This window comes from Mesorhizobium sp. M0598, from assembly GCF_040320865.1.
Taxonomy (GTDB): Bacteria; Pseudomonadota; Alphaproteobacteria; order Rhizobiales; family Rhizobiaceae; genus Mesorhizobium.
Genome location: NZ_JAMYQL010000010.1, coordinates 102,092 through 121,258 on the forward strand (window position 1 = coordinate 102,092; position 19,167 = coordinate 121,258).

The 19,167-nt window shown below is 63.0% G+C and carries 20 protein-coding genes, 1 other RNA gene and 2 pseudogenes; 13 read left to right on the top strand and 10 right to left on the bottom strand.

Annotated features, from left to right (window positions below; translation table 11 throughout):
• Nucleotides 1-5: 5 nt before the first annotated feature.
• From modA to NKI59_RS15230, 3 genes are all read right to left on the bottom strand, one after another.
• Complete coding sequence (gene modA, locus NKI59_RS15220; RefSeq protein ID WP_352705119.1) at nucleotides 6-797, bottom strand: molybdate ABC transporter substrate-binding protein; 792 nt, start codon at nucleotides 795-797, stop codon at nucleotides 6-8.
• Between the two features lie 285 nt (nucleotides 798-1,082).
• Nucleotides 1,083-1,877, bottom strand: a complete 795-nt coding sequence (locus NKI59_RS15225) for a thymidylate synthase (RefSeq protein WP_352705121.1) — start codon at nucleotides 1,875-1,877, stop codon at nucleotides 1,083-1,085.
• Between the two features lie 113 nt (nucleotides 1,878-1,990).
• The gene (locus NKI59_RS15230; protein WP_352705123.1) at nucleotides 1,991-2,302 is read right to left on the bottom strand and encodes a DUF2853 family protein; all 312 of its coding nucleotides are present in this window, start codon (nucleotides 2,300-2,302) and stop codon (nucleotides 1,991-1,993) included.
• 163 nt (nucleotides 2,303-2,465) lie between these two features.
• Between NKI59_RS15230 and ssrA the strand changes: the two genes are divergently transcribed.
• From ssrA to NKI59_RS15245, 3 genes are all read left to right on the top strand, one after another.
• Nucleotides 2,466-2,821: a transfer-messenger RNA gene (ssrA, locus tag NKI59_RS15235) on the top strand.
• A 111-nt stretch (nucleotides 2,822-2,932) separates the two neighbouring features.
• A complete protein-coding gene (locus NKI59_RS15240) occupies nucleotides 2,933-3,472 on the top strand; it encodes an AAA family ATPase (protein ID WP_352705125.1) in 540 nt (179 codons plus the stop codon).
• A gap of 171 nt (nucleotides 3,473-3,643) precedes the next feature.
• Nucleotides 3,644-4,384 carry an SDR family oxidoreductase gene (locus NKI59_RS15245; protein WP_352705127.1) on the top strand — a complete coding sequence of 247 codons (741 nt, stop codon included), beginning with the start codon at nucleotides 3,644-3,646 and terminating at the stop codon, nucleotides 4,382-4,384.
• A 72-nt stretch (nucleotides 4,385-4,456) separates the two neighbouring features.
• Here NKI59_RS15245 and NKI59_RS15250 read toward each other — a convergent pair.
• Nucleotides 4,457-5,272, bottom strand: a pseudogene (locus tag NKI59_RS15250) (LysR family transcriptional regulator); the annotation flags it as partial.
• 101 nt (nucleotides 5,273-5,373) lie between these two features.
• The gene (locus tag NKI59_RS15255) at nucleotides 5,374-6,579 is read right to left on the bottom strand and encodes a multidrug effflux MFS transporter (protein WP_023676705.1); all 1,206 of its coding nucleotides are present in this window, start codon (nucleotides 6,577-6,579) and stop codon (nucleotides 5,374-5,376) included.
• 167 nt (nucleotides 6,580-6,746) lie between these two features.
• On the opposite strand from NKI59_RS15255, the gene NKI59_RS15260 reads away from it, so the two are divergent.
• The 4 genes from NKI59_RS15260 to NKI59_RS15275 all read left to right on the top strand — a co-directional run bounded on the left by NKI59_RS15260 (nucleotide 6,747) and on the right by NKI59_RS15275 (nucleotide 8,571).
• The gene (locus NKI59_RS15260; protein WP_352450076.1) at nucleotides 6,747-7,436 is read left to right on the top strand and encodes a TetR/AcrR family transcriptional regulator; all 690 of its coding nucleotides are present in this window, start codon (nucleotides 6,747-6,749) and stop codon (nucleotides 7,434-7,436) included.
• Between the two features lie 134 nt (nucleotides 7,437-7,570).
• Complete coding sequence (locus NKI59_RS15265) at nucleotides 7,571-8,107, top strand: SspB family protein (protein ID WP_023676707.1); 537 nt, start codon at nucleotides 7,571-7,573, stop codon at nucleotides 8,105-8,107.
• 18 nt (nucleotides 8,108-8,125) lie between these two features.
• Nucleotides 8,126-8,329, top strand: coding sequence for a DUF4169 family protein (locus NKI59_RS15270; RefSeq protein WP_352705129.1), 204 nt, complete (start codon nucleotides 8,126-8,128; stop codon nucleotides 8,327-8,329).
• Between the two features lie 20 nt (nucleotides 8,330-8,349).
• Complete coding sequence (locus NKI59_RS15275) at nucleotides 8,350-8,571, top strand: ribbon-helix-helix domain-containing protein (protein WP_023676709.1); 222 nt, start codon at nucleotides 8,350-8,352, stop codon at nucleotides 8,569-8,571.
• On the opposite strand, the gene NKI59_RS35085 is transcribed toward NKI59_RS15275, so the two are convergent.
• Nucleotides 8,535-8,858 (bottom strand): hypothetical protein, encoded by a 324-nt coding sequence (locus NKI59_RS35085; protein ID WP_502901065.1) that lies wholly within the window; start codon nucleotides 8,856-8,858, stop codon nucleotides 8,535-8,537. The genes NKI59_RS15275 and NKI59_RS35085 overlap by 37 nt on opposite strands.
• 86 nt (nucleotides 8,859-8,944) lie before the next feature.
• Between NKI59_RS35085 and NKI59_RS15285 the strand changes: the two are divergent.
• Nucleotides 8,945-9,250, top strand: a pseudogene (locus NKI59_RS15285) (MarR family winged helix-turn-helix transcriptional regulator); the annotation flags it as partial.
• An 11-nt stretch (nucleotides 9,251-9,261) separates the two neighbouring features.
• On the opposite strand, the gene NKI59_RS15290 reads toward NKI59_RS15285, so the two are convergent.
• On the bottom strand, nucleotides 9,262-13,383 hold the full coding sequence (locus NKI59_RS15290; RefSeq protein ID WP_352705131.1) for an AsmA family protein: 4,122 nt from the start codon (nucleotides 13,381-13,383) through the stop codon (nucleotides 9,262-9,264).
• Between the two features lie 94 nt (nucleotides 13,384-13,477).
• Nucleotides 13,478-14,893, bottom strand: a complete 1,416-nt coding sequence (locus NKI59_RS15295) for an FAD-binding oxidoreductase (RefSeq protein WP_352705133.1) — start codon at nucleotides 14,891-14,893, stop codon at nucleotides 13,478-13,480.
• 119 nt (nucleotides 14,894-15,012) lie between these two features.
• Here NKI59_RS15295 and NKI59_RS15300 point away from each other — a divergent pair, with 119 nt between their 5' ends.
• Nucleotides 15,013-15,498 carry a thioesterase family protein gene (locus tag NKI59_RS15300; protein WP_352705135.1) on the top strand — a complete coding sequence of 162 codons (486 nt, stop codon included), beginning with the start codon at nucleotides 15,013-15,015 and terminating at the stop codon, nucleotides 15,496-15,498.
• Nucleotides 15,499-15,645: 147 nt separating this feature from the next.
• Complete coding sequence (locus NKI59_RS15305) at nucleotides 15,646-15,843, top strand: hypothetical protein (protein ID WP_023676715.1); 198 nt, start codon at nucleotides 15,646-15,648, stop codon at nucleotides 15,841-15,843.
• 72 nt (nucleotides 15,844-15,915) lie between these two features.
• Here the strand turns inward: NKI59_RS15305 and NKI59_RS15310 are convergent, their stop codons facing one another.
• Nucleotides 15,916-16,395, bottom strand: coding sequence for an Lrp/AsnC family transcriptional regulator (locus NKI59_RS15310; RefSeq protein ID WP_352501111.1), 480 nt, complete (start codon nucleotides 16,393-16,395; stop codon nucleotides 15,916-15,918).
• 90 nt (nucleotides 16,396-16,485) lie between these two features.
• Here NKI59_RS15310 and NKI59_RS15315 point away from each other — a divergent pair, with 90 nt between their 5' ends.
• Nucleotides 16,486-17,394, top strand: coding sequence for an EamA family transporter (locus NKI59_RS15315; protein ID WP_352501033.1), 909 nt, complete (start codon nucleotides 16,486-16,488; stop codon nucleotides 17,392-17,394).
• Here the strand turns inward: NKI59_RS15315 and NKI59_RS15320 are convergent, their stop codons facing one another.
• Entirely contained in the window at nucleotides 17,395-18,294 is a 900-nt protein-coding gene (locus tag NKI59_RS15320) for a dienelactone hydrolase family protein (protein ID WP_352705137.1), read from the bottom strand.
• Between the two features lie 272 nt (nucleotides 18,295-18,566).
• On the opposite strand from NKI59_RS15320, the gene NKI59_RS15325 reads away from it, so the two are divergent.
• The gene (locus NKI59_RS15325; protein WP_023676719.1) at nucleotides 18,567-18,716 is read left to right on the top strand and encodes a hypothetical protein; all 150 of its coding nucleotides are present in this window, start codon (nucleotides 18,567-18,569) and stop codon (nucleotides 18,714-18,716) included.
• A gap of 9 nt (nucleotides 18,717-18,725) precedes the next feature.
• Entirely contained in the window at nucleotides 18,726-19,157 is a 432-nt protein-coding gene (locus NKI59_RS15330; RefSeq protein WP_352705139.1) for a hypothetical protein, read from the top strand.
• The last annotated feature ends 10 nt before the right edge of the window (nucleotides 19,158-19,167 follow it).

Below are 19,167 nucleotides of genomic sequence, written 5' to 3' on the forward strand. Positions count from 1 at the left end.
GTACGTCAGTTGCTCGGCGCGAGGATTGTAAAACCTTGCGCCTTGAAGAGTTCGCCAGCCTTGGCGGATTGCAGGCATTTCAGGAATGCCGGGGTATCCCTGCTCTTCGAATCCGCAAGCTGGGCGACTGGATAGATGATCGGCGGATGGGTACCCGCGGGGAAAGTGCCGACCACCTTCACGCCAGGCTCCGCATGCGCATCCGTGGCGTAGACGATGCCGAGTGCTGCCTCGCCGGTCGATACCAGTTTTAGAGCGGCGCGGACATTCTCGGCCTGCGCCACCTTGCCTTCGACCGAAGACCAGGCACCGAGCGATTCGAGGGCTGCCTTGCCGTATTTGCCCGCCGGCACAGCTTTGACATCGCCCATGGCAAGTTTGCCGTCACCGACGAGCTTGGCAAGATCGAAACCCTTTTCGATCCTGGTTTCAACCTTGGAATCCCGCGGCGCAACCAGCACGATCTGGTTACCGAGCAGTTTCACTTGGGTTTCGGGCTTGGTCAGCTTCCTGTCAGCAAGATATTTCATCCAGTCGAGATCGGCCGAGATGAACAGGTCTGCCGGCGCGCCGCTTTCAATCTGCCTGGCCAGCGCCGAGCTCGCCGCGTAGGAAATGGTTGCCACCTCGCCGACATCGGCCTCGCAGGCCTTGTTGACGGCATCGAGCCCGTCCTTCAGGCTCGCCGCGGCAAACACGACCACCTTGTCATCGGCATGGGCCGCCGGCACCGCGGCCATCAGCATGGCGGCGAGACCCGCGATGGCAATCGTCGTCCAACCTTTGCGCGCCAGCATGAAACTCTCCTCGTCTCGGAACGCCCGAAGCCGTCCATCGATATATCCATGTGAACATAACAAGGAAAGGCTCTTTACCGGCGACGGCATTCTGAGCTGAGGTTTTCCCGGCCTGCGATAATCTTCGTTGGATACAGCGGTACCGAGGCCGAAGGAAATATTCACATGAAAATCAGCGACTAGGGATTGCGCGTCAAGTCGACGTCGGCCGATCGAGATTGATGCTGACAAGGCCGAGGGCGCAGCCGCAGTAGGCAATTTCGATATGGATGGTCAGGTATGGTGCTAGACCGCGATCGGCGCCTTGATCGTCGCGTCGGCGAAATAGTTCTCGAGCCGGAAATCCTCGAAGCGGAAGGCAAAGAGATCCTTCACCTCGGGATTGATCCACAGCGTCGGCAACGCCTTGGGCGTGCGCCGCAATTGTTCGCGCGCCTGCTCGAAATGGTTCGAGTAAAGATGCGCGTCGCCGAGCGTGTGGATGAAATCGCCGGGTTTCAATCCGGTCACCTGCGCCACCATCAGCGTCAGCAACGCATAGGAAGCGATGTTGAACGGCACACCGAGAAAGATATCGCCCGACCGCTGATAGAGCTGGCAGGAAACCTTGCCTTCAGAAACATAAAACTGGAACAGGCAATGGCAGGGCGGCAACGCCATGGCCTCCACCTCGGCCGGGTTCCACGCCGAAACAATCAGCCGCCGCGAATTAGGATTTTTGCGTATTTCCTTCAGAAGATTCGCAATCTGGTCGATGGCGCCGCCATGGCCGTCCGGCCACGACCGCCATTGTTTGCCATAGACCGGGCCGAGATCGCCGTTCTCGTCGGCCCACTCATCCCAGATCGAGACGCCGTGATCGTTGAGATATTTGATGTTGGTGTCGCCGGCCAGGAACCATAAAAGCTCGTGGATAATCGACTTCAGGTGCAGCTTCTTGGTGGTGGTGACCGGAAAGCCGCGGGCCAGGTCGAAGCGCATCTGGTAGCCGAATACCGAGCGCGTTCCGGTGCCGGTGCGGTCGCCGCGATCGGCGCCGTTTTCCAGCACATGCTTCAGAAGGTCGAGATACTGGCGCATCGGCTCCGGTCCGATTCGGGTTGTCAGCCATCATAGCCGAATGACCGTCGGCCGAACACAGCAAAGCGAGACGATTCCAGCAGAAGCCTCACCAGCACCGGCGGCGAGGTTGCTCAGAGCGAGCCGAGCATGCCCAGATCCTTGGCGACGAGGTAATAGAATGTCACCCGGCTCTTGCTGTTGTCGGCCGCCATAGCCTTGCAGGTCTTTTCGATAGCCCCATCCGCCTTGGCACCGTCGGTGACGCCGAGCTTGCCGGCGACCCAGCTGTTCCTGACACGCTTCAGTTCCTCCGGGTCGGTGCAGGACACCAGCGAGGAATCGCGGTTCCTGAGCGCGATGCCCAGATGCTTGACGATCTTGGCGACCGCGTCGGCATCGGCCGCCGCATCATACTTCTTTACGTCTGCGAGATAATCGGCCATCGAATTTCCCCTCGTCGGCGCCACGGGATCCGGTCAGTGAGGATTGTGGCGCGCTGCCGCAAATAATGCGCTAGGTCTCCTCACCGCCACAAAGCTTCGGTTGAGACCGGCTGCAAGTCAACCCCTTGATGATCCACTTTGGCACGGACGAAAGTGGTATTCCGGCCTTTCATTTTCCACCGCCAGTCCCTATATTCGCTTCGTCGGCTCGACCGACTATGGCGATAAACAGGCGATGAAATAAGCCGTTCGGACCCGGGGGCGGTACCCGGCGCCTCCACCAAAAACCGCTGCTCAAGAGCGGCTTTTGCTGGGGGCGAAATAGGATCGACGAAGGTGTAAAGATCGTACTTTTGCCCGGCATTGTACCACCGTTATCGGGCTAAACTTATAGTTGCCAACGACAACTATGCGGAAGCACGTCTCGCCGCGTAAGCGGTGCGATAGCTTCAATTCAAGCCCTAGTGGTTCGCACTTCTAGGCGGGGTTCGGAGGTACCTGGCAACAGAAACCTCCATTTCTCCCTCTCGACATATGCAGAAGCAGGCCCCGCCGGCCGGGCTTTCATGTGCCCTGACGGGTCCAAAACCCCTGTCTTCATACTTCCCCCATCCAATCCATGGATCAGAAATGCGAAACGATTCCAATCGGTTTTTCGTGCTGACCGGCGGTCCGGGCCCAGGCAAGACAACGTTGATCGAGGCTCTTAAGGTGGCAGGCCTCGCAACCTCGGGCGAAGCCGGGCGCAGCATCATCACGACGAATTGGGCGATAGGCGCCAAGCCTGCCCTGGCGGCTCTGTTCGCCGAGTTGATGCTGTCTTGGGAGTTGCGCTCCTACCGGATCGCGGGCGAGCAATCCGGTCTGGTCTTCTTCGATCGCGGCGTGCCGGACACTCTTGGCTATCTGCGCCTGACCGGGGTGCCGGTTCCCGATCACGCCACGAATGCCGCCCGACGCTTCCGCTATGCCAGGCGCGTCTTCGTCGCGCCGCCATGGCCGGAAATCTTTCGGCAGGACAACGAACGCAAGCAAATGATGGACGAGGCTGAACGCACCTTTCACGCACTCGTCGCCGTTTACACGGAACTAGGCTACGAGCTGGTGCCGCTGCCCTTGGCGCCCGTCGAAACGCGGCTGCGGTTCGTCCTCTCCGAGACAGCGTCGTAGCGAAGCACCGCAAGCGACGGTTTTGCGAAAGTCCAAGGGCCTCCCATCATCGGAACCTCTGATGGCAGCATTCGTTTCTTCCCGTTTCCCTTCTTCCACGCCTTTGCGGGACAAGGCCTCAGTTTCTCGCCGCGTGGTCATGCCCGGCGAGCTGCCTCATGGAGAGATAAGATGAACCAGGAAACCACACCAAAACACGAACGCATCCTGATCGTTGGCGGCAGTTCCGGTATGGGGCTGTCGCTGGCCGAACAGCAGCTTGCCGCCGGCGCCGAGGTTACGATCGTCGGCCGCTCCGAGGACCGGTTGTTGACCGCACGGCAGCGCTTGCCTCACCCGGAAAGGCTGAGGACGATCGCAGCCGACGTCACAAGCGAGGACGAGGTCCAGCGCCTGTTCCAGGATGTCGGCACGCTCGACCACATCGTCTCGACCGCCGCCGACGTTACCGGCGTCTATGAGTTGCTTCCCGAGATGGATATCTCGGTGGCGCGCAAAGTGATGGATTCCAAAGTCGTCGGACCGCTTCTTCTTGCCAAGCATGGCGCGCCTCGTCTGACGCCTAGGGGATCAATCACGCTGACCTCGGGCATCGCCGCCTATCGTCCGGCGGCGAAAGGCTCGGTGGTGGCAGCCGTTAATGGGGCACTTGGCTCACTCGCCTACGCGCTTGCCGTCGAACTGGCGCCGATCCGCGTCAACGTCGTCTCGCCGGGCTGGGTCGACACGCCGATTTGGGATGCCGTCGTCGGCAGCGGAAAGATGGCTGCGCTGGAGGCCATGGCAAAGCGTCTGCTCGTCGGCCGGATCGGCCAGGCAACCGACATTGCCCAAGCCATCACGTCCCTCATGCACAACGGCTTCATCACCGGAACCGTGCTTCATGTCGATGGTGGCCAGCGGCTGGTCTAGTGACGGCCAGATTTCACGAACCATTGGGAGGAACAGCCGCATGACCGGCGCTTGAATGCGCCGGTGGCGCCATACCATGATGACCGGCGTCACCGGGCTGCTTGCGACCCAAGGCAACACGACAATATTGGCGTCAGCCGCGGAAGCCACGAGACGCGGAACCAGCGCGCAGCCAAGACCGGCTGCGACAAGGCCCCGTATCGCACCCATGCTGGCGAACTCGCCGACGAGTTTTGGACGGTCAGGCAACATTGCGGCAAACGTTTCGTCGAACATCCGCCTATAGACGCAACCGGGCTGGGTCACGAGGAAGGCCTCGTCAGCCAGATCGTCGGGCGTTATGGCAGAATATCCGGCCAACCGGTGATTTGCCGGCATTATGGTGACGAGCTCTTCCACTGCCACTTGCTCGCTTCGCAGCTCCGGCGCCGCCGCCGGGACGGCTCCGAAATGGAAAGATACGTCCAGCGCCCCGCTTGTCACGCCGGCACGCAACCCACTGCTATCGTCCGCCCTGAGGTTCAGTTCCACATCGGGATGGCGCCGACGGAATTCCGCCAGCAGAGCTGGCAAGCGTGTCGAGCAAAGCGTTTCCAGGCCGCCGACAGTCAGGCGACCGGCAACGGTGCCGCTCGCGTCGGCGACTGCGGAACGGGCTTCGTCCGCGAGGTCGAGGAGATCGTTTGCGTAGTCCAGCAGGCGTTGTCCCGCCGCCGTCAGCTTCAAGCCACGCCGTGATCTATCGAACAGCGACGTGCCTAGATCGCTTTCCAGCGCCTGGATCTGTTCGGTCACGCTCGATTGGGCAAGATGAACCCGCTCGGAAGCGCGCGTGATATTCAAGGCGGTGGCGACCGCCACGAAGGTTTTGAGATGTCGAAGCTGCATGTCCTGAACCCGTCATATAGGCATAGGCTGCTTTGAACCGGGACCGCAAACGTGAAAAGGCCGGGAACATCGCCCGGCCTTTTTGTCTCGATAGGCGAAGTTTACTCCGCCGGCGCCTCCGCGACGTCCCGGCTGCGGCCGAGCGTTATTTTGGCCAGTGTGAAGGAGATCGCCGCGCAGAGCGTGATGCCCGCCACCATCGGCAGCGGCGTGCCGTCGAAAAACACGCCGGCGACGCCCATGGCGACCGCGCCGATGGCGAAGTGCAGCGTGCCCATCAGCGCCGACGCGGTACCGGCGATCTCGCCATGCTCTTCCATGGCCAGCACCGACGTCGTCGGGATGACCAGGCCGAGAAAGCCGTAGCCGATGAACAGCAGCGCCGCCATCACGTCGAGCCGGTCGACACCCGATGCCATCACCGCGAACAGCACCACCATCGTCGTCGCATAGCCGGTCACCGCGACACGCACCACGCGCTGCAGCCCGAACCGCTCCGACAGCAACCCGGTCAGCTGCGACATGCCGATAAAGGCAACCGCATTGATCGAGAAGAACACGCTGTAGACCGAAGGCGACAGGCCATAATGGTCGATCAGGATGAAGGACGAGCTCGACAGATAGACGAAGAAGCTCGCAATGCCGAAGCCGGCGATGGCCGTCAGGCCAAGGAAGTTGCGGTCGCCCATCAGGAAGCGGTAGCCGGAAAGTGCCGTCCCGAAGGACGACCCGGCGCGCTCCTCGACCGGCCGTGTCTCCTTGAGCGAGGTCGCCAGCAGGATGGTGGCGAGCACGGCCGCGCCCGTCACCGTCCAGAACACGGCGCGCCAGCCGAAATTCTCGATGATCTGGCTACCGGTCAGCGGTGCCAGGATCGGCGACACCGAAAACACAAGCATCAGCAGCGACATCAGCTTGGCGGCCTCGGTGCCGGTATGCAGATCGCGCACGATCGCGCGCGGCACGGCCATGCCGGCGCTGGCGCCGAGCCCTTGCAGGAAGCGGAAGGCGATCAGCCATTCGATCGAGGGAGCCAGCGCCGAGCCGACGCCGCCGACCATGAACAGCGCCAGGCCGCCGTAGAGTGGCAGCTTGCGGCCGACCATGTCGGAGATCGGTCCGACGACGATCTGGCCGAAGCCCATGGAAAGAAAGAAGATCAGCAGGCTCATCTGCACCGCGGCAGTGCCGGCATGCAGATCCTCACCGATTGAAGGCAGGGCCGGAAGATACATGTCGATGGCAAATGGGCCGATCGCGGACAATAGGCCGAGCACGACCGCAATGCGGAGGAATTTGGCGTTCATGATAGCAGGCTCTTTCGAATTCTGGTTGCCGCCGAGGACCGGCGCGTAACCCTAGGACGTTCCATCCCGTGGAGTTCCGACTCTTCTGCGGAACGAAACCCCCTTCGTGCAGTCCACAAATTTAGACAGGCTTGTCTAATTCGTCAACCACCTCTATATAGTTTTACATGAAGGCCAACGTTTCTCCTGACATTTTCCCGCCGCGGGGCCATGAGGCCAAGCGGATGTCGATTGTCGATGCCGCCGCCTCGGTCTTCTGCCGCGAAAGCTTTGCCGGTGCCAATATCGACATGATTGCCGCCGAGGCCGGCGTCTCCCGCCAGACCATCTACAATCATCACGGCGACAAGGAAAAACTCTTCGTTGCCATCGTCCGCGACCTCACCGAACGTTGCAATGCCGGCATCTTTGCCACGATTTCCACTTTTCCCGATCAGCCGAAGGATCTCGAGGCCGACCTCATCGCCTTTGCTGTGCGGATGAACCATAACTGCATCTGCAACCGCGACGGCAAATTCCTGCGCAAGCTGATCCAGACCGAGGGCGGGCGCTATCCCGAGTTGTTCGCCGAATGGCGCGAAGAAGGACCGGGCAGGACATGGCCGGCGATCGCCGCCCGCTTCGCCCGCCTCGCTCATGCCGGCTTCCTTGACATCGACGATCCCGATGTCGCAGCGCGCCAGTTCATGGCGCTTGCCAATGCCGAGTTGCAGACGACGTTCATGCTCGGCGGCACACCGACCGAGGACGAGGTGGTGCAATCGGCGACAAATGGCGTGCGCACCTTCCTGCGCGCCTTCGGCAAGCGGCAGCCTGTGGCCCGGGCGAGCAAACAGGGCGCGCTCGCCAGCGCTTGACGATCAAAGCCGTTTGACGATCAAATCGTCGCCAATGGGCTTCGCTTCCGCACGCCGGCGATCTATATCCGGTTTACGCCGCGCTCAAGCTTGATTACAGCTATCAGGACGATTCAACGGAACCCGACAGCCACATGGCCGACGACCACATCCGCTACGACATTCTGGCCCAGGAGGCGTTGCGCGGCGTCATGCGCAAGGTCCTGGCCGAGGTCGCGCGCACCGGTCTCCCGGGCAACCATCATTTCTTCATCACCTTTCTCACCGGCGCGCCGGGCGTGCGCGTGTCGTCGCGGCTGCGCGAGCGCTATCCCGAACAGATGACCATCGTCATCCAGTTCCAGTATTGGGACCTGAAGGTGAGCGACACCGGCTTTGAGGTTGGGCTGTCGTTTTCCGACGTGCCGGAGAAACTGGAAATCCCGTTCTCGGCCGTACGCGGCTTTTACGACCCGTCCGTCAACTTCGAGCTCGAATTCGACGTCAAGACCGATACCCCGGCGGAACAGGAGACAAAGGCCAAGCCTGCTCCCGAACCGCTGGCCATCGTCGCCGAGAAAAAGCCCGAGACGAAGAAGAAAACCGCCGAGGCGGAAAAGAAGCCTGCCGCGGCCGACGCCGGCGCCAAGGGCGCCGACGTGGTGTCGCTTGACGCCTTCCGCAAGAAGTGACCCGACGGGCGGCGTGACATGACCGAGATCGTCAATCTCCGTCAGGCACGCAAGCAGAAGGCTCGAGCCGAGAAGGAGCGCCTGGCCGAACAGAACCGGGCGCTGCATGGCCGTTCCAAACCCAGCCGGGATCGCGACCGCCTGATCGCCGACAAGGCCGATAAATTCGTCGCCGGCCATCGCCGCGAAAATTCGGGCGATTCGGACAAATCCGATGCTTGAAGTGTGAGTAGGATCGTCTCGTGAGCCCGGTGGAAAAGCGCTCGGTCACCATTCGCGGCCACCGCACCAGCTATTCGCTCGAAAAGCCTTTTTACGACGAACTGGGCGCCATCGCGGCCGTGCGAAAACTGACGCTCGCCGCGCTTGTCGCCGAAATCGACGAGAGCCGCCCGCGGGATGCCAATCTCTCCTCGGCGCTCCGGCTCTATGTGCTGGATTGGGCCAAGCGCGGCAAGTTGTAGCCTTCAGGCAACGCTATCCTGTTTCCTGTGCCGGATACGGAAGCCCAGCAAAGCCGAGCGGTCGCGTTCTTCGGCCTGCCATGCAGCGTATCCTGCAGTTTCAGGTCGGCGAGCGTGAACTGGCCAAAATAGGCGATGTTCGTGGCAAGCCGGATCAGCTTCACGAGGGCAATGCCGGCAAACAACCCCGCCGTCGCAACCACCACCGCTATGCCGGCAATGAGCAGCACCCGGGCATCGGTGGTAAAATCGCGCAGATGGCCGGGGTTGGCGTGATCGGACTTCATTTGCAGACCTTGCTTTCTGGCGGCGTGCCGACTTGCGGATGGGTCGCCGGCCGTGCCACCGAGGATGGCGGGCACGAGCGATGTTGGTGACACCACGCCAGCATCAGGCCCTGCCTGCAATCAAAGGGTTTCCCGGCGGAGGGCCGGTGACCATTGGCGACCTCGCGGAGCGCCCGCGCATCCGCCATCACAGCGCAGTGGAATTGGTCAACCGTCTTTGCGAAGCCGGGCTGGTCGCGAGGGACCACGACGAGGAGGACCACCGCCGCGTGCTGCTGCGGCTGACCCAGCGCGCAGACGACAGTCTCGCCGATCTGTCAGCCGCTCATCTCGACGAACTCGGGCGGATCGAGCCGATGCTGAAGCGCTTGCTTGCTGGAGGCGACACATAAGGGATGCGCCGTCACCCGCCATTCAGTGATTTCAGCAGATCGTCGATCGACGAGGGATCGAGCTTGAGCTTTGGCGGGGGCTGCACTGGCGGTGGCACGTTGTTTGCGGCCGGTGGCTCCCGTTCCGCGCGCTCCGCCGCGGCCTTGCGTTCGGCGTCGAGCCTTGCCTTCTCTTCCGAGGCGATCCGCAACGCCTCTTCCGCCCTCTGGCGTTGCTGTTCTTCGGCCTGCGCGGCTTCCTCGGCAGCCTGTTGCGCCGCCTTGGCTTTGGCTTCGGCATCCGCTGCGGCCTTTGCAGCCGCCTCGGCTTTCGCCCTGGCCTCGGCTTCGGCTTTCGCCGCTGCATCCGCCTTTGCCTTGGCTTCAGCCTGCGCCCTGGCCTCCGCTTCGGCTTGGGCCTGCGCCTCAGCTTCGGCCTTTGCCTTGGCGTCCGCTTCAGCTTTCGCTTTGGCCTCAGCCTGCGCCCTCGCCTCCGCATCCGCCTGTGCCTTGGCGTCCGCTTCAGCCTTCGCCTTGGCTTCAGCCTGCGCCCTCGCCTCGGCTTCGGCCTGGGCCTGAGCCTCGGCTTCGGCCTTTGCCTTGGCGTCGGCCTCGGCCTTCAGCCGCGCTGCTTCCTGTTGCCTGCGCAGTTCCTCCGCCGCTCTTTCACGCTCGGTTTGCAGCGCAGCGTAGTAGCGCACCTCACGCCGCAGCCTTTGTTTCTCGAGCAGTGCGGCTTGCATGGCTTCGACCCGCTGCTGCTCCTTTTCCAGCGCACGCTGGGTCAGGAACTGTGCCAGCGGCTCGCTGTCGAACTGCCGTTTGGTGGCGCCAAACGGCCCGTCGACGCTGAAATTCAAAATCGGTTCGGAGCCGACCAGCGCCTCATCGCCGGGCCGGTAGGCGATCTCGCCCTTGGCATCGACGGTGCTGGTGTTCAGATCGGCGGTGATGTCGGCGGACAGCGTCGCGCCCGGGCTTTCGAATTTGACCGGCGGCGCCCTCAGCGTGCCGCCGGCGATGGTGAAGGCAATATCGGTGTCCTGCGCCGGAAAACTGCCCGCCGCGGCGATCTGCGGCACAAAGCCGGCGGTCTTCGACGCGTCGATATCGCGCCCTATCGCGTCGGCCTTGGCAATGAATGCGCCAAAGGCATCGGGATTGAAGCCGGCAATAGTCATGCCCTTCAGCGTCGCCGTGCCGGAACCGGACAGCGCCGCAACCATCGCGTCGACCGATTTGCCGCTGGTCGAAAGCGCCGTCGAGAACTCGCCGCTTCCGCTGATGCCGGCCTCCGGCAGCACGGCTGCCAGATCGGCGCCGGCGAGTTTCATCTGACTGGAGAAAAGCCCGGTGCCGTCATTGTTCTTGAGCTCGAACAGGCCACTCAACGCGCCGCCGAGGAACTTTGCCTTGAGGTCGGAAACGCGGATGCCCTCCTGGTCGAGCTGCAGCGACAGCGCAGCGTCATAGGCGGTGGCAAGCGGACCGGCGGCAAGCGACGCCGCCGTCAGATCGAGATCGGCGGTAAATGGCAGACTGGATTTCTGGCTGAACGGTGCCGTCGGCCAGGTCCTGTCGTTGACAAGGAAGGCCTGGTCGCCGAACAGCATCACCGCCATCGGATCGAGGTCCAGCTCGTCCAGCGACAGCGCGCCGGCAAGATGCGGCAGCCCCTCGTTGATGTCGATATTTACGTCACCGGAAACCGCCGCTTCGTTGACGGCGCCGCTGAGGCCGCTCAGCACCAGGAGACCATTGCCGTAATCGGCATCGGCTGCAAGCGACGTCGACATGCCGGTGCCCATGCCGGGCAGGCCGACGCCGGTCGTCATCAGCCATGGCTCGATGTCGGCCGTTTCAAGGCTGACCTTGCCCTTGGCGGCCGCGCCTTGAGGCGTGTCGGCAATTGTCCCGTCGAAACCAGCTTTGAAGTCGTTGCCGGCCAGGCTGAAGCGTGTCGCCAGGCCGCCGCCAAGCGTGCCTTTGGCCGAGACCTCGGTAGTCGCCTCGCCAAGCATGCCGAGTGGCAGCGCCGGCAGACCGTAAAGCGCCAGAAGCGCGGTGGCGTCGGCGTTCCTTGCGTTGAAGGTCAGCGTCACCGGCGCTTCGAGAGGCCGGTCGAGCGCCCCTTTGCCGGACAACGACGCCGAAAAGGCCGAGCCACCGGCCTTGCCCTGTGCGCTCATTGCCAGTCCAGTCGTACCGTCGCCATTGTCTGCGGCACTCGTGACCGCATCGATACGCGCATCCTGGAACAGCTCGGGATAGGCAGCAGCACGCTCCGCCAGGCCCTTCAGCACTGCATTGTCGGGATAATGCTGGACGGCGACGTCGATCAGCGGCTTGAGGTCGACGGCGACCACCGAGGCGTCGAGCTTGCCGGTCGGGCTCGCCGGGAAATCCTTGATTCGACCGGTAGCGCTGATCGAGGCGCCGGCAAGTCCGCCGACCGACAGGCGATCGATCTCAAGCAGCCCATCGCGCAATCTAAGCGCGGTGTCGACGCTATCGGCGGTCAACCCGCCGGCGCTGACCGGCCCGGCCTTGATCTGGAAATCGAGGTCGCGGTCGGAAAAGCGGTTGGCGCCCTTGTCGCTGACGAAGATCGAGGCGAAGGCGGCGAGCCCGTCGACATCGAGTTCGCCACCTTCCAGTTGCATCAGCACCGATGGCCTTGTGTCGTCGGGCTGGCTGGAATCGATGCGGCCGGAGAACTTCGCCTTGCCGAGGATGAGTTCGAGATCGCTGAAGGCCTGGTGCTTCTCGCTCAAATCCACCTTGGCCTTGAAGCCGGCGGCCGGCAAGCGGCGGATCGCCTCGTCGACGTCCTTCGACAGCCATGCGGCGAAGCCGGAGGGCTGCGCCACCGCCAGAAGCAGCGATCCGGTGAAACCGAAATGGTCCTCGACGCTGACCATGCCGTTGGCTTCCAGCTTGGCGCGGCCGGGCAGCGTGGCGGCCAGCGATTTTACCGCCCAGCCGCCCTCGGCTGGCTCGGCGGACAGGTGCACGTCGCGAACGGTGGTATCGCCTGCCACCACCGCCGGCAGTTTCACCTCGACCGTGCCCGGTATGGTCGGCTTCGGCAGGTCGAGCAGCGCCTGCTCCAGCGCCGCCACCCGCTCGGACAGCGTCAATCCGGCACCGGCCGCCGCCCCCACGGCCTCGTCGAACTGCACCTGCGCGCCATCGGCCTCGATCGAGAAATGCGGCTTCAGCCCAAGGTCGACCGCAGCCTTGCCGTCGGCAGTGTAGGGATTGTCGCGCGGCCCGGTCTCGAAGCGGAATTCGTCGACGCCGAGCTTCTGGTGGTCGAGCGAAAACTTGCCGTTCAGCCTGAAGCCCGGGTCCGGTTTGCCGGCGCTGACTTTCAGCGCCTCGCCGCCGGTGCCCAGCTGCCGCGCCGCAGTCTGATCTGCGCCCGATATCTTGAACTGGCCCGAATAGACGGCGGCGCCCTCGACGAGGCCCACATTGCCGTCGGTCTCGATGACCAGCGGATAGGCGTCCGGATCGGCCTTGAGCCTGAGCCGCATTTGCCCGTCCGGTTCGGCCTTGCCGGTGGAAGCGGCGATCGTCGTCCGCAACCCGTCCAGCAACAGCGAGCCGTCCAGCCGCCAGGGGCCGGCCAGCGACTTGGCCGAGATCGTCGAGTTGATCTCGGAAATAAGATGGCTGCGCCCGCCGGCGGCGTGGCTGAGCGCGATCTGTCCTTCCGTCACCGTCAGCTTCTCGATGGAGATCTGGCCGGGATCGAAGGGCGAGGACGGCCGTATCGTCCAGTCGACCGTGCCGTCGGCGGCGATGTCGATCGTCGCCTTCGGCCGCACCAGCCGCATGTCGAAGATCAGCACCTCGCCGCGCAGGAATGGCGCGAGTTCTGCATCCATCGAAAAGGTTTCGACGGTCATCGCCGGCTGGCCGTTAGGGCCACCGGCAACGGCGACGTTGGAAAAGGTCACCGAGGGGAACGGCAACAGCCTTGCCGTCGCATCGCCTCGCACGGTCACCTTGCGGCCCAGGACGGCACTGGCCTCGCGCTCGAAATCGGCACGGTAACCTGTCCAGTCGACAAAGTACGGCACCACCAGCGCCGCACACAGCACCAGCACAAGAAGCCCACCGAAGATCACGAACAGGCGTGCGAGCATGAACTCCTAGACAGTTGATAGTAAAGTCAGTGGCACTCTACCCGCATCAGCGTGTCGATAAAGAGGCAAATCGGGGCGCGGCAGCGGCCTGATGTCAGTCCTTTCCCGGCAGTATCTTCCCCGGGTTCATGATGTTCAGCGGATCGAGCGCCTGCTTGATCGTGCGCATAATGTCGACGCCATGGCCGAGCTCATGCCGCAGGAAGCCGATCTTGCCTTGCCCTATGCCATGTTCGCCAGTGCAGGTGCCGTCCATGGCGATGGCGCGCAAATTGAGCCGCGCCACGAATTTTTCGGCCAGCGCGATCTCTTTCGGGTCGTCCACGTCCATCAGCACCAGCACATGGAAATTGCCGTCGCCGGCATGGCCGACGATCGGGGCGATCAGGCCCATCTCGGCGATATCCGCCTCGGTCTCGGTGACGCATTCGGCAAAGCGCGAGATCGGCACGCAGACATCGGTCGACAGGCCCTTGGCGCCCGGCCGCAGCGTCAGCGACGACCAGTAGGCATCGTGCCGGGCTTTCCACAATTTTGTCCGCTCTTCGGCGACGCTGGTCCACAGGAACGGACCGCCGCTATTTTCCTCGGCGATCATGCCGAAGGTCTCGGCCTGTTCGGCGACGCTGGCATCGCTGCCGTGGAACTCGACGAACAGGCACGGGCTCTCCGGATAGTCGAGCTTCGAATAGGTCTTCATCGCCCGCATCTGCAGCGCGTTGACCAATTCTATGCGCGCCACCGGAATGCCCATCTGGATGGTCGCGATCACCGTGTTGCACGCCGCCTCGAGGCTGGGAAACGGGCAGACGCCGCCTGAAATCGCCTGTGGAATGCCCTGCAGCTTCAAAGTCAGCTCTGTGATGATGCCAAGCGTGCCTTCCGAACCGATCAGCAGCCGCGTCAGATCATAGCCGGCCGAGCTTTTCTTGGCGCGCTTGCCGGTCGTCACTGCTTCCCCGTCGGCCATCACCGCCGTCAGCGACAGGACGTTCTCGCGCATCGTGCCGTAGCGCACCGCGTTGGTGCCCGACGCACGCGTCGCCGCCATGCCGCCGAGCGAGGCATTGGCACCCGGGTCGATCGGAAAGAACAGGCCGGTGTCGCGCAGGTGCCGGTTGAGATCCTCGCGCGTCACGCCGGGCTCGACGGTGCAGTCGAGGTCCTGCGGATTGACCGCAATGATGCGGTTCATGCGTGACGTATCGAGCGAGATGCCGCCGCCCGGCGCATTGGTGTGGCCTTCCAGCGAGGAACCGACGCCAAAGGCGATCACCGGCACGCGATGCGCCGCGCATGCGCGCACGATCTCCTGCACCTCCTCCGTCGTCTCGGCAAAGGCGACGCCGTCCGGCGCCTGCGTCGGAATATAGGTCGTGGTGTGCGCGTGCTGGGCCCGGATCGCCTGGCCGGTCTGGAATCGCTCGCCGAGCCGCTGCTTGAGGATGCCGAGTACGGCGGCAATGCCTTCTTCGTTGCGCTCGACCGGATTGAGGTCGCTTAGAGCCATCGATTCCTCCGCGAATGGACCAGCGTCCACCCTTGTTCTGCATCTACGGATGCGTAGTCTCACCAACCACGCTCTGTCCAGTCCACGCTCATCCCGGCATGACGAGAAGGAAGTTTCCGATGCCCATCTCCGCCCCTTTCGTCTCTCGTGCCATGGACATCGAGGAGGCCTGGATCGACTACAATGGCCATCTCAACATGGCCTATTACAACGTGCTATTCGATCGTTGCTCCGACGAGGCCTTCGAGATGATGGGGATGGGGCCGGATTATGTGAAAGAACGACGGCTGACCATCTACACGGCGGAAGTCCATGTCTGCTACGTCCAGGAGTTGCATCTCGACCACAAGGTCACGGTCTCGTTCCAACTCCTCGACCATGACGAGAAGCGCCTGAGGGCCTATCAGGAAATCCGCCATCTCGACGGCTGGCTTGCCGCCACATCCGAAACGCTGTCGCTGCACGTCGACATGGCTGGCCCGAAGGTGGCGCCCTTCCCCGCCGACGTCCTGGCCAGGGTGGAAGCGATGCGCGCCGCCCATGCTGCCCTGCCGATGCCGGAGCGCGCCGGCCGCTCGATCGGTATTCGTCGTAAGTCGGCTTGAACCACGGTCCAACCGCCGTTAACCTTACCGAGGTTTTAACGTGAACAAGCCGAATTGAGACGTTGAACGACTCAGCGCGGCGTTGGAAAACCGTCCGCATCGAATTGCGATACGGGCGGCGGAGCAGCAGCGGTTCGGGGAACGTGCATGAAAACCGATATCAAGGTCGAGGCGGACAGGCTGGCGGCTGATCCACGCATCACCGACTATGATTTCTGGCGCTCGCTGAAGAACCTCAATAACGAGATCTTCCACATCGCCAACAACAACGAGCCGATCCCTTTCGCCATGATCCGCTGGCGCGCCATCCTGAAGCAGGCGCGGATGAAACGCGGCCACGCCTGAACGGTGGGGGAAGAAACAGACCGGCCGTCCGGTTTGCATTTCTGATGATGTGCTGACGAACGATCCCAAGCGTCACAGCTGGCGCTTCACCGCCCCCAGCGGCGATCGCGGCACCACGGGCGACGACTGGATGATCGCCGTATTGGTCATCGCGAACGGAATGATCCGGTCGATCACCCGCTCGAGCTCGGCCACCGAGGCGACATGCGCCAGCGCGATGAAACAGTCTTCACCGGTGACCCGGTCGCATTGGGCGATTTCCGGTAGGTCGCGGATGATTTCGGCCACGACAGCCAGTTGCCCCGGCACCGGCCTGATCCGCAGCCATGCCGACAGCTTCATGCCGAGCGCGGCCGGATTGATGCGCACCGTATAGGCCTCGATCACACCGCTTTCCTGCAGCCGCTTGATGCGCTCGGCAACGCTCGGCGCCGACAGGCCGACCGACCGCGCCAATTCGGCGGTGCTGGTGCGCGCGTCCTTTTCCAGCAGGCGCAGAATTTTCAGGTCCGCCGGATCCAGATCGCTATTTTCATTTCGAAAGCGTTTCAGCGGAATACTCCTTGCTTTCGGAAAGGAAATGGCCGAAATGCCCGGCAATTATCCATATCAATGGCAAAAATCGCCTGCGATACTGATCCCATGCAAGATCGGACGCAAGCCCCCGCAGCAAGTCCGGCACTCGCCGGCCCCGCCTTTATCTTGGCAAACGCAGTGCCGCCGCATCTCTGGTTCGGCGTCAGCGCCGTGTTCCACTATCTCGGACCGGCCTTGGCGGTGCTGCTGTTCCCGCATGTCGGCGTGCTGGGCATGGCTTGGCTGCGCATCGCCACCGCGGCACTCGTCTTTGCCCCATTGACCCGGCCATGGGCGGTCTTCGCCCGCGCCGATCGCTCGACGCGGTTGTTGCTTGTGGCTTTCGGCGTCTGCCTTGGGGTGATGAATTGCTCGTTTTACCTGGCGCTCGACCGGCTGCCGATCTCGCTGGTGGCGGCGATCGAATTCGTCGGCACCATCGGCGTTGCGCTTGTTGGCCTCAGAAGCCCGCGCAATATCGCCGCCCTCGCAATCGCTATCGCCGGCACCCTGTTGCTGATCGACGTCAAATGGTCGAGCGATCCCGTCGGCCTGTTCTGGGCCTTCCTCAACGGCACGCTGTTCGTTGGCTACATCGTGCTCGGCCACCGCGTCGCGCGCGGCGGCGCCGGCGATGGCATCGCCGGGCTGGGTGCCGCCATGGCGGTCGCCCTTCTCGTCGTTCTGCCGATCGGTTTCGCCGATGCACTGCCGGCTTTCTCGGCGCCGCCGCTGCTGCTTGCGGCGGTCGGCGTCGGCATCTGCTCGTCGGTCATTCCCTATATTTGCGACCAGCTTGCGATGTCGCGGCTGCCGCGCTCCAGCTTCGCGCTGATGCTGTCATTGCTGCCGGTCACCGCAACGTTGATCGGCGTCATCGTGCTGCGGCAGGTGCCGAGCCTCACCGACTGCCTTGGCATCGCCCTGGTGGTGGCCGGCGTCGCCCTTCACAAACCGGCGCCGGCGCCCACCTGATCAGGCCAGCTTCTCCTTGAGGAACGCGATCGTCCTGGCCCAGGCGAGGTCAGCCGCCTTCTTGTCATAGCGGGCCGCCGACGTTTCGTTGTTGAAGGCATGGTTGGCGCCTTCATAGACATAGACCGAGTATTCGACATGGGCCGCGTCGAGTGCCTTCTTGAAGGCATCGATGCCGGCATTGGTGCGGGTGTCGAGCCCGGCATAATGCAGCATGAGCGCGGCCTTGATCTTCGGCACGTCCTCGGCCTGTGGCTGCATGCCGTAATAGGCGACGGCGGCGGCGAGGTCCGGCGCGTTGACGGCCAGCATGTTCACCGTGCCGCCGCCCCAGCAGAAGCCGACAGCGCCGACCTTGCCGTTGCCGTCCTTGTAGCCTTTGAGGTAGGCGACGGTTGCCACGGCATTGGCGGCGACCTGTGCTGGATCGAGCTGGGAAAACAGGTCACGTGCCCTGTTTTCATCGTCCGGTGTGCCGCCGAGCGGTGTCATGAAGTCCGGCGCAAGCGCCACGAACCCTTCCAGCGCAACGCGCCGCGCCACATCGCGAATATGCGGGTTGAGACCCCTGTTCTCGTGCACCACGATGACGGTGCCAAGCTTGCCGGTCTGGTCCGCCGGCCTGACCAGATAGCCCTTCATCTCGCCAGCGCTGCCGGGATAGCTGATGTCCTCGCCTTTCACACGCGGATCGTCTTCCGCCACGATTGCCGCCTGGGCCGAGTTCGCCGCCAGCAGCGGCGCGATCGCGGCAGCTGCCGCACCCGATCCGGCAAGCCTGGTCAACTGCTCCATGAAGCGCCGCCGGTCGAGCGTCAGATGGGTGTATTCGTCATAGGCATCGATCATCGCCTGGGTAATGACAGGCTCGGCGACGGCGGGTTCGGCAGGTGTTGTCATGGCGCGCTCCTCGTCGGCGCCCCCCGCGGCAACATAGAGCCGAAGCTTGCCTGGTCCAGTCACGGCTGAGTGAGGCTGCCATAAGTCCCTGCACGAGGGCCGTGATGCCGCTAGCCCCACTGTCGTTAAATTTTGGTCCTTTGTGGCAATGCTAAATGCACGCACCACAATGTAAAAAGAAGTTACCGGGCTATGCCTCACTCGGGCCATTTGGCGAACGACAATGGCCATTTGGCGGGAAAAGAATGCCTGATTGACGAAGGAACACGCCCATGACCTTTCCCTCCCCGCTTCTGGCAAGTGGGTTCGCCCTCGCCGCTATGGCTTTGCTGGCGCTGCGGTTCACTGCCTTCACCGCCTTCAAACGATCGTTGATCAAGATCCGCGCCAACCGGCACCCGCCCGCAAACACCAAAGCCTGAGGAAAGGTCATGGACGTTCAGGACATCATCAACACCGTCTCCCAGAAATCCGGTCTCAACCAGGCTTTGGCGGAAAAGATCGCCGGCACGATTTTCTCGGTGCTCGAACACGAGGCGGAAGGCACGACCCTGTCGAACTTCTTCGCCAAAATCCCGGGAGCAGACGCCCTGGCCAAGCAGTATGATGTCATGGCTCCCGGCGCGGCTTCCGGTGGTGGCCTCCTGTCCTCGCTGGAGGGCGCGCTCGGCGGCGCTCTCGGCGAAAAGACCGGCGCGCTGATCAACGGCGTCGCCATACTCAAGGCATCAGGCCTTACGCTGGCACAGATCAGCCAGGCCGGCACGATGCTGGTCCAGCAGGCCGAGGCAGCAGCCGGCCCGCAGCTGACCAGTGAGGTACTTGCATCGGTACCCGACCTGAAAGGGCATCTCGGCCTCTGAAGGAACTTCT

Bases quoted from the DNA above. Each gene is read 5' to 3' on its own strand.
- modA (WP_352705119.1), bottom strand. From the start codon at position 797: ATGCTGGCGCGCAAAGGTTGGACGACGATTGCCATCGCGGGTCTCGCC.
- NKI59_RS15225 (WP_352705121.1), bottom strand. From the start codon at position 1,877: ATGCGCCAGTATCTCGACCTTCTGAAGCATGTGCTGGAAAACGGCGCC.
- NKI59_RS15230 (WP_352705123.1), bottom strand. From the start codon at position 2,302: ATGGCCGATTATCTCGCAGACGTAAAGAAGTATGATGCGGCGGCCGAT.
- NKI59_RS15240 (WP_352705125.1), top strand. From the start codon at position 2,933: ATGCGAAACGATTCCAATCGGTTTTTCGTGCTGACCGGCGGTCCGGGC.
- NKI59_RS15245 (WP_352705127.1), top strand. From the start codon at position 3,644: ATGAACCAGGAAACCACACCAAAACACGAACGCATCCTGATCGTTGGC.
- NKI59_RS15255 (WP_023676705.1), bottom strand. From the start codon at position 6,579: ATGAACGCCAAATTCCTCCGCATTGCGGTCGTGCTCGGCCTATTGTCC.
- NKI59_RS15260 (WP_352450076.1), top strand. From the start codon at position 6,747: ATGAAGGCCAACGTTTCTCCTGACATTTTCCCGCCGCGGGGCCATGAG.
- NKI59_RS15265 (WP_023676707.1), top strand. From the start codon at position 7,571: ATGGCCGACGACCACATCCGCTACGACATTCTGGCCCAGGAGGCGTTG.
- NKI59_RS15270 (WP_352705129.1), top strand. From the start codon at position 8,126: ATGACCGAGATCGTCAATCTCCGTCAGGCACGCAAGCAGAAGGCTCGA.
- NKI59_RS35085 (WP_502901065.1), bottom strand. From the start codon at position 8,858: ATGAAGTCCGATCACGCCAACCCCGGCCATCTGCGCGATTTTACCACC.
- NKI59_RS15290 (WP_352705131.1), bottom strand. From the start codon at position 13,383: ATGCTCGCACGCCTGTTCGTGATCTTCGGTGGGCTTCTTGTGCTGGTG.
- NKI59_RS15295 (WP_352705133.1), bottom strand. From the start codon at position 14,893: ATGGCTCTAAGCGACCTCAATCCGGTCGAGCGCAACGAAGAAGGCATT.
- NKI59_RS15300 (WP_352705135.1), top strand. From the start codon at position 15,013: ATGCCCATCTCCGCCCCTTTCGTCTCTCGTGCCATGGACATCGAGGAG.
- NKI59_RS15305 (WP_023676715.1), top strand. From the start codon at position 15,646: ATGAAAACCGATATCAAGGTCGAGGCGGACAGGCTGGCGGCTGATCCA.
- NKI59_RS15315 (WP_352501033.1), top strand. From the start codon at position 16,486: ATGCAAGATCGGACGCAAGCCCCCGCAGCAAGTCCGGCACTCGCCGGC.
- NKI59_RS15320 (WP_352705137.1), bottom strand. From the start codon at position 18,294: ATGACAACACCTGCCGAACCCGCCGTCGCCGAGCCTGTCATTACCCAG.
- NKI59_RS15325 (WP_023676719.1), top strand. From the start codon at position 18,567: ATGACCTTTCCCTCCCCGCTTCTGGCAAGTGGGTTCGCCCTCGCCGCT.
- NKI59_RS15330 (WP_352705139.1), top strand. From the start codon at position 18,726: ATGGACGTTCAGGACATCATCAACACCGTCTCCCAGAAATCCGGTCTC.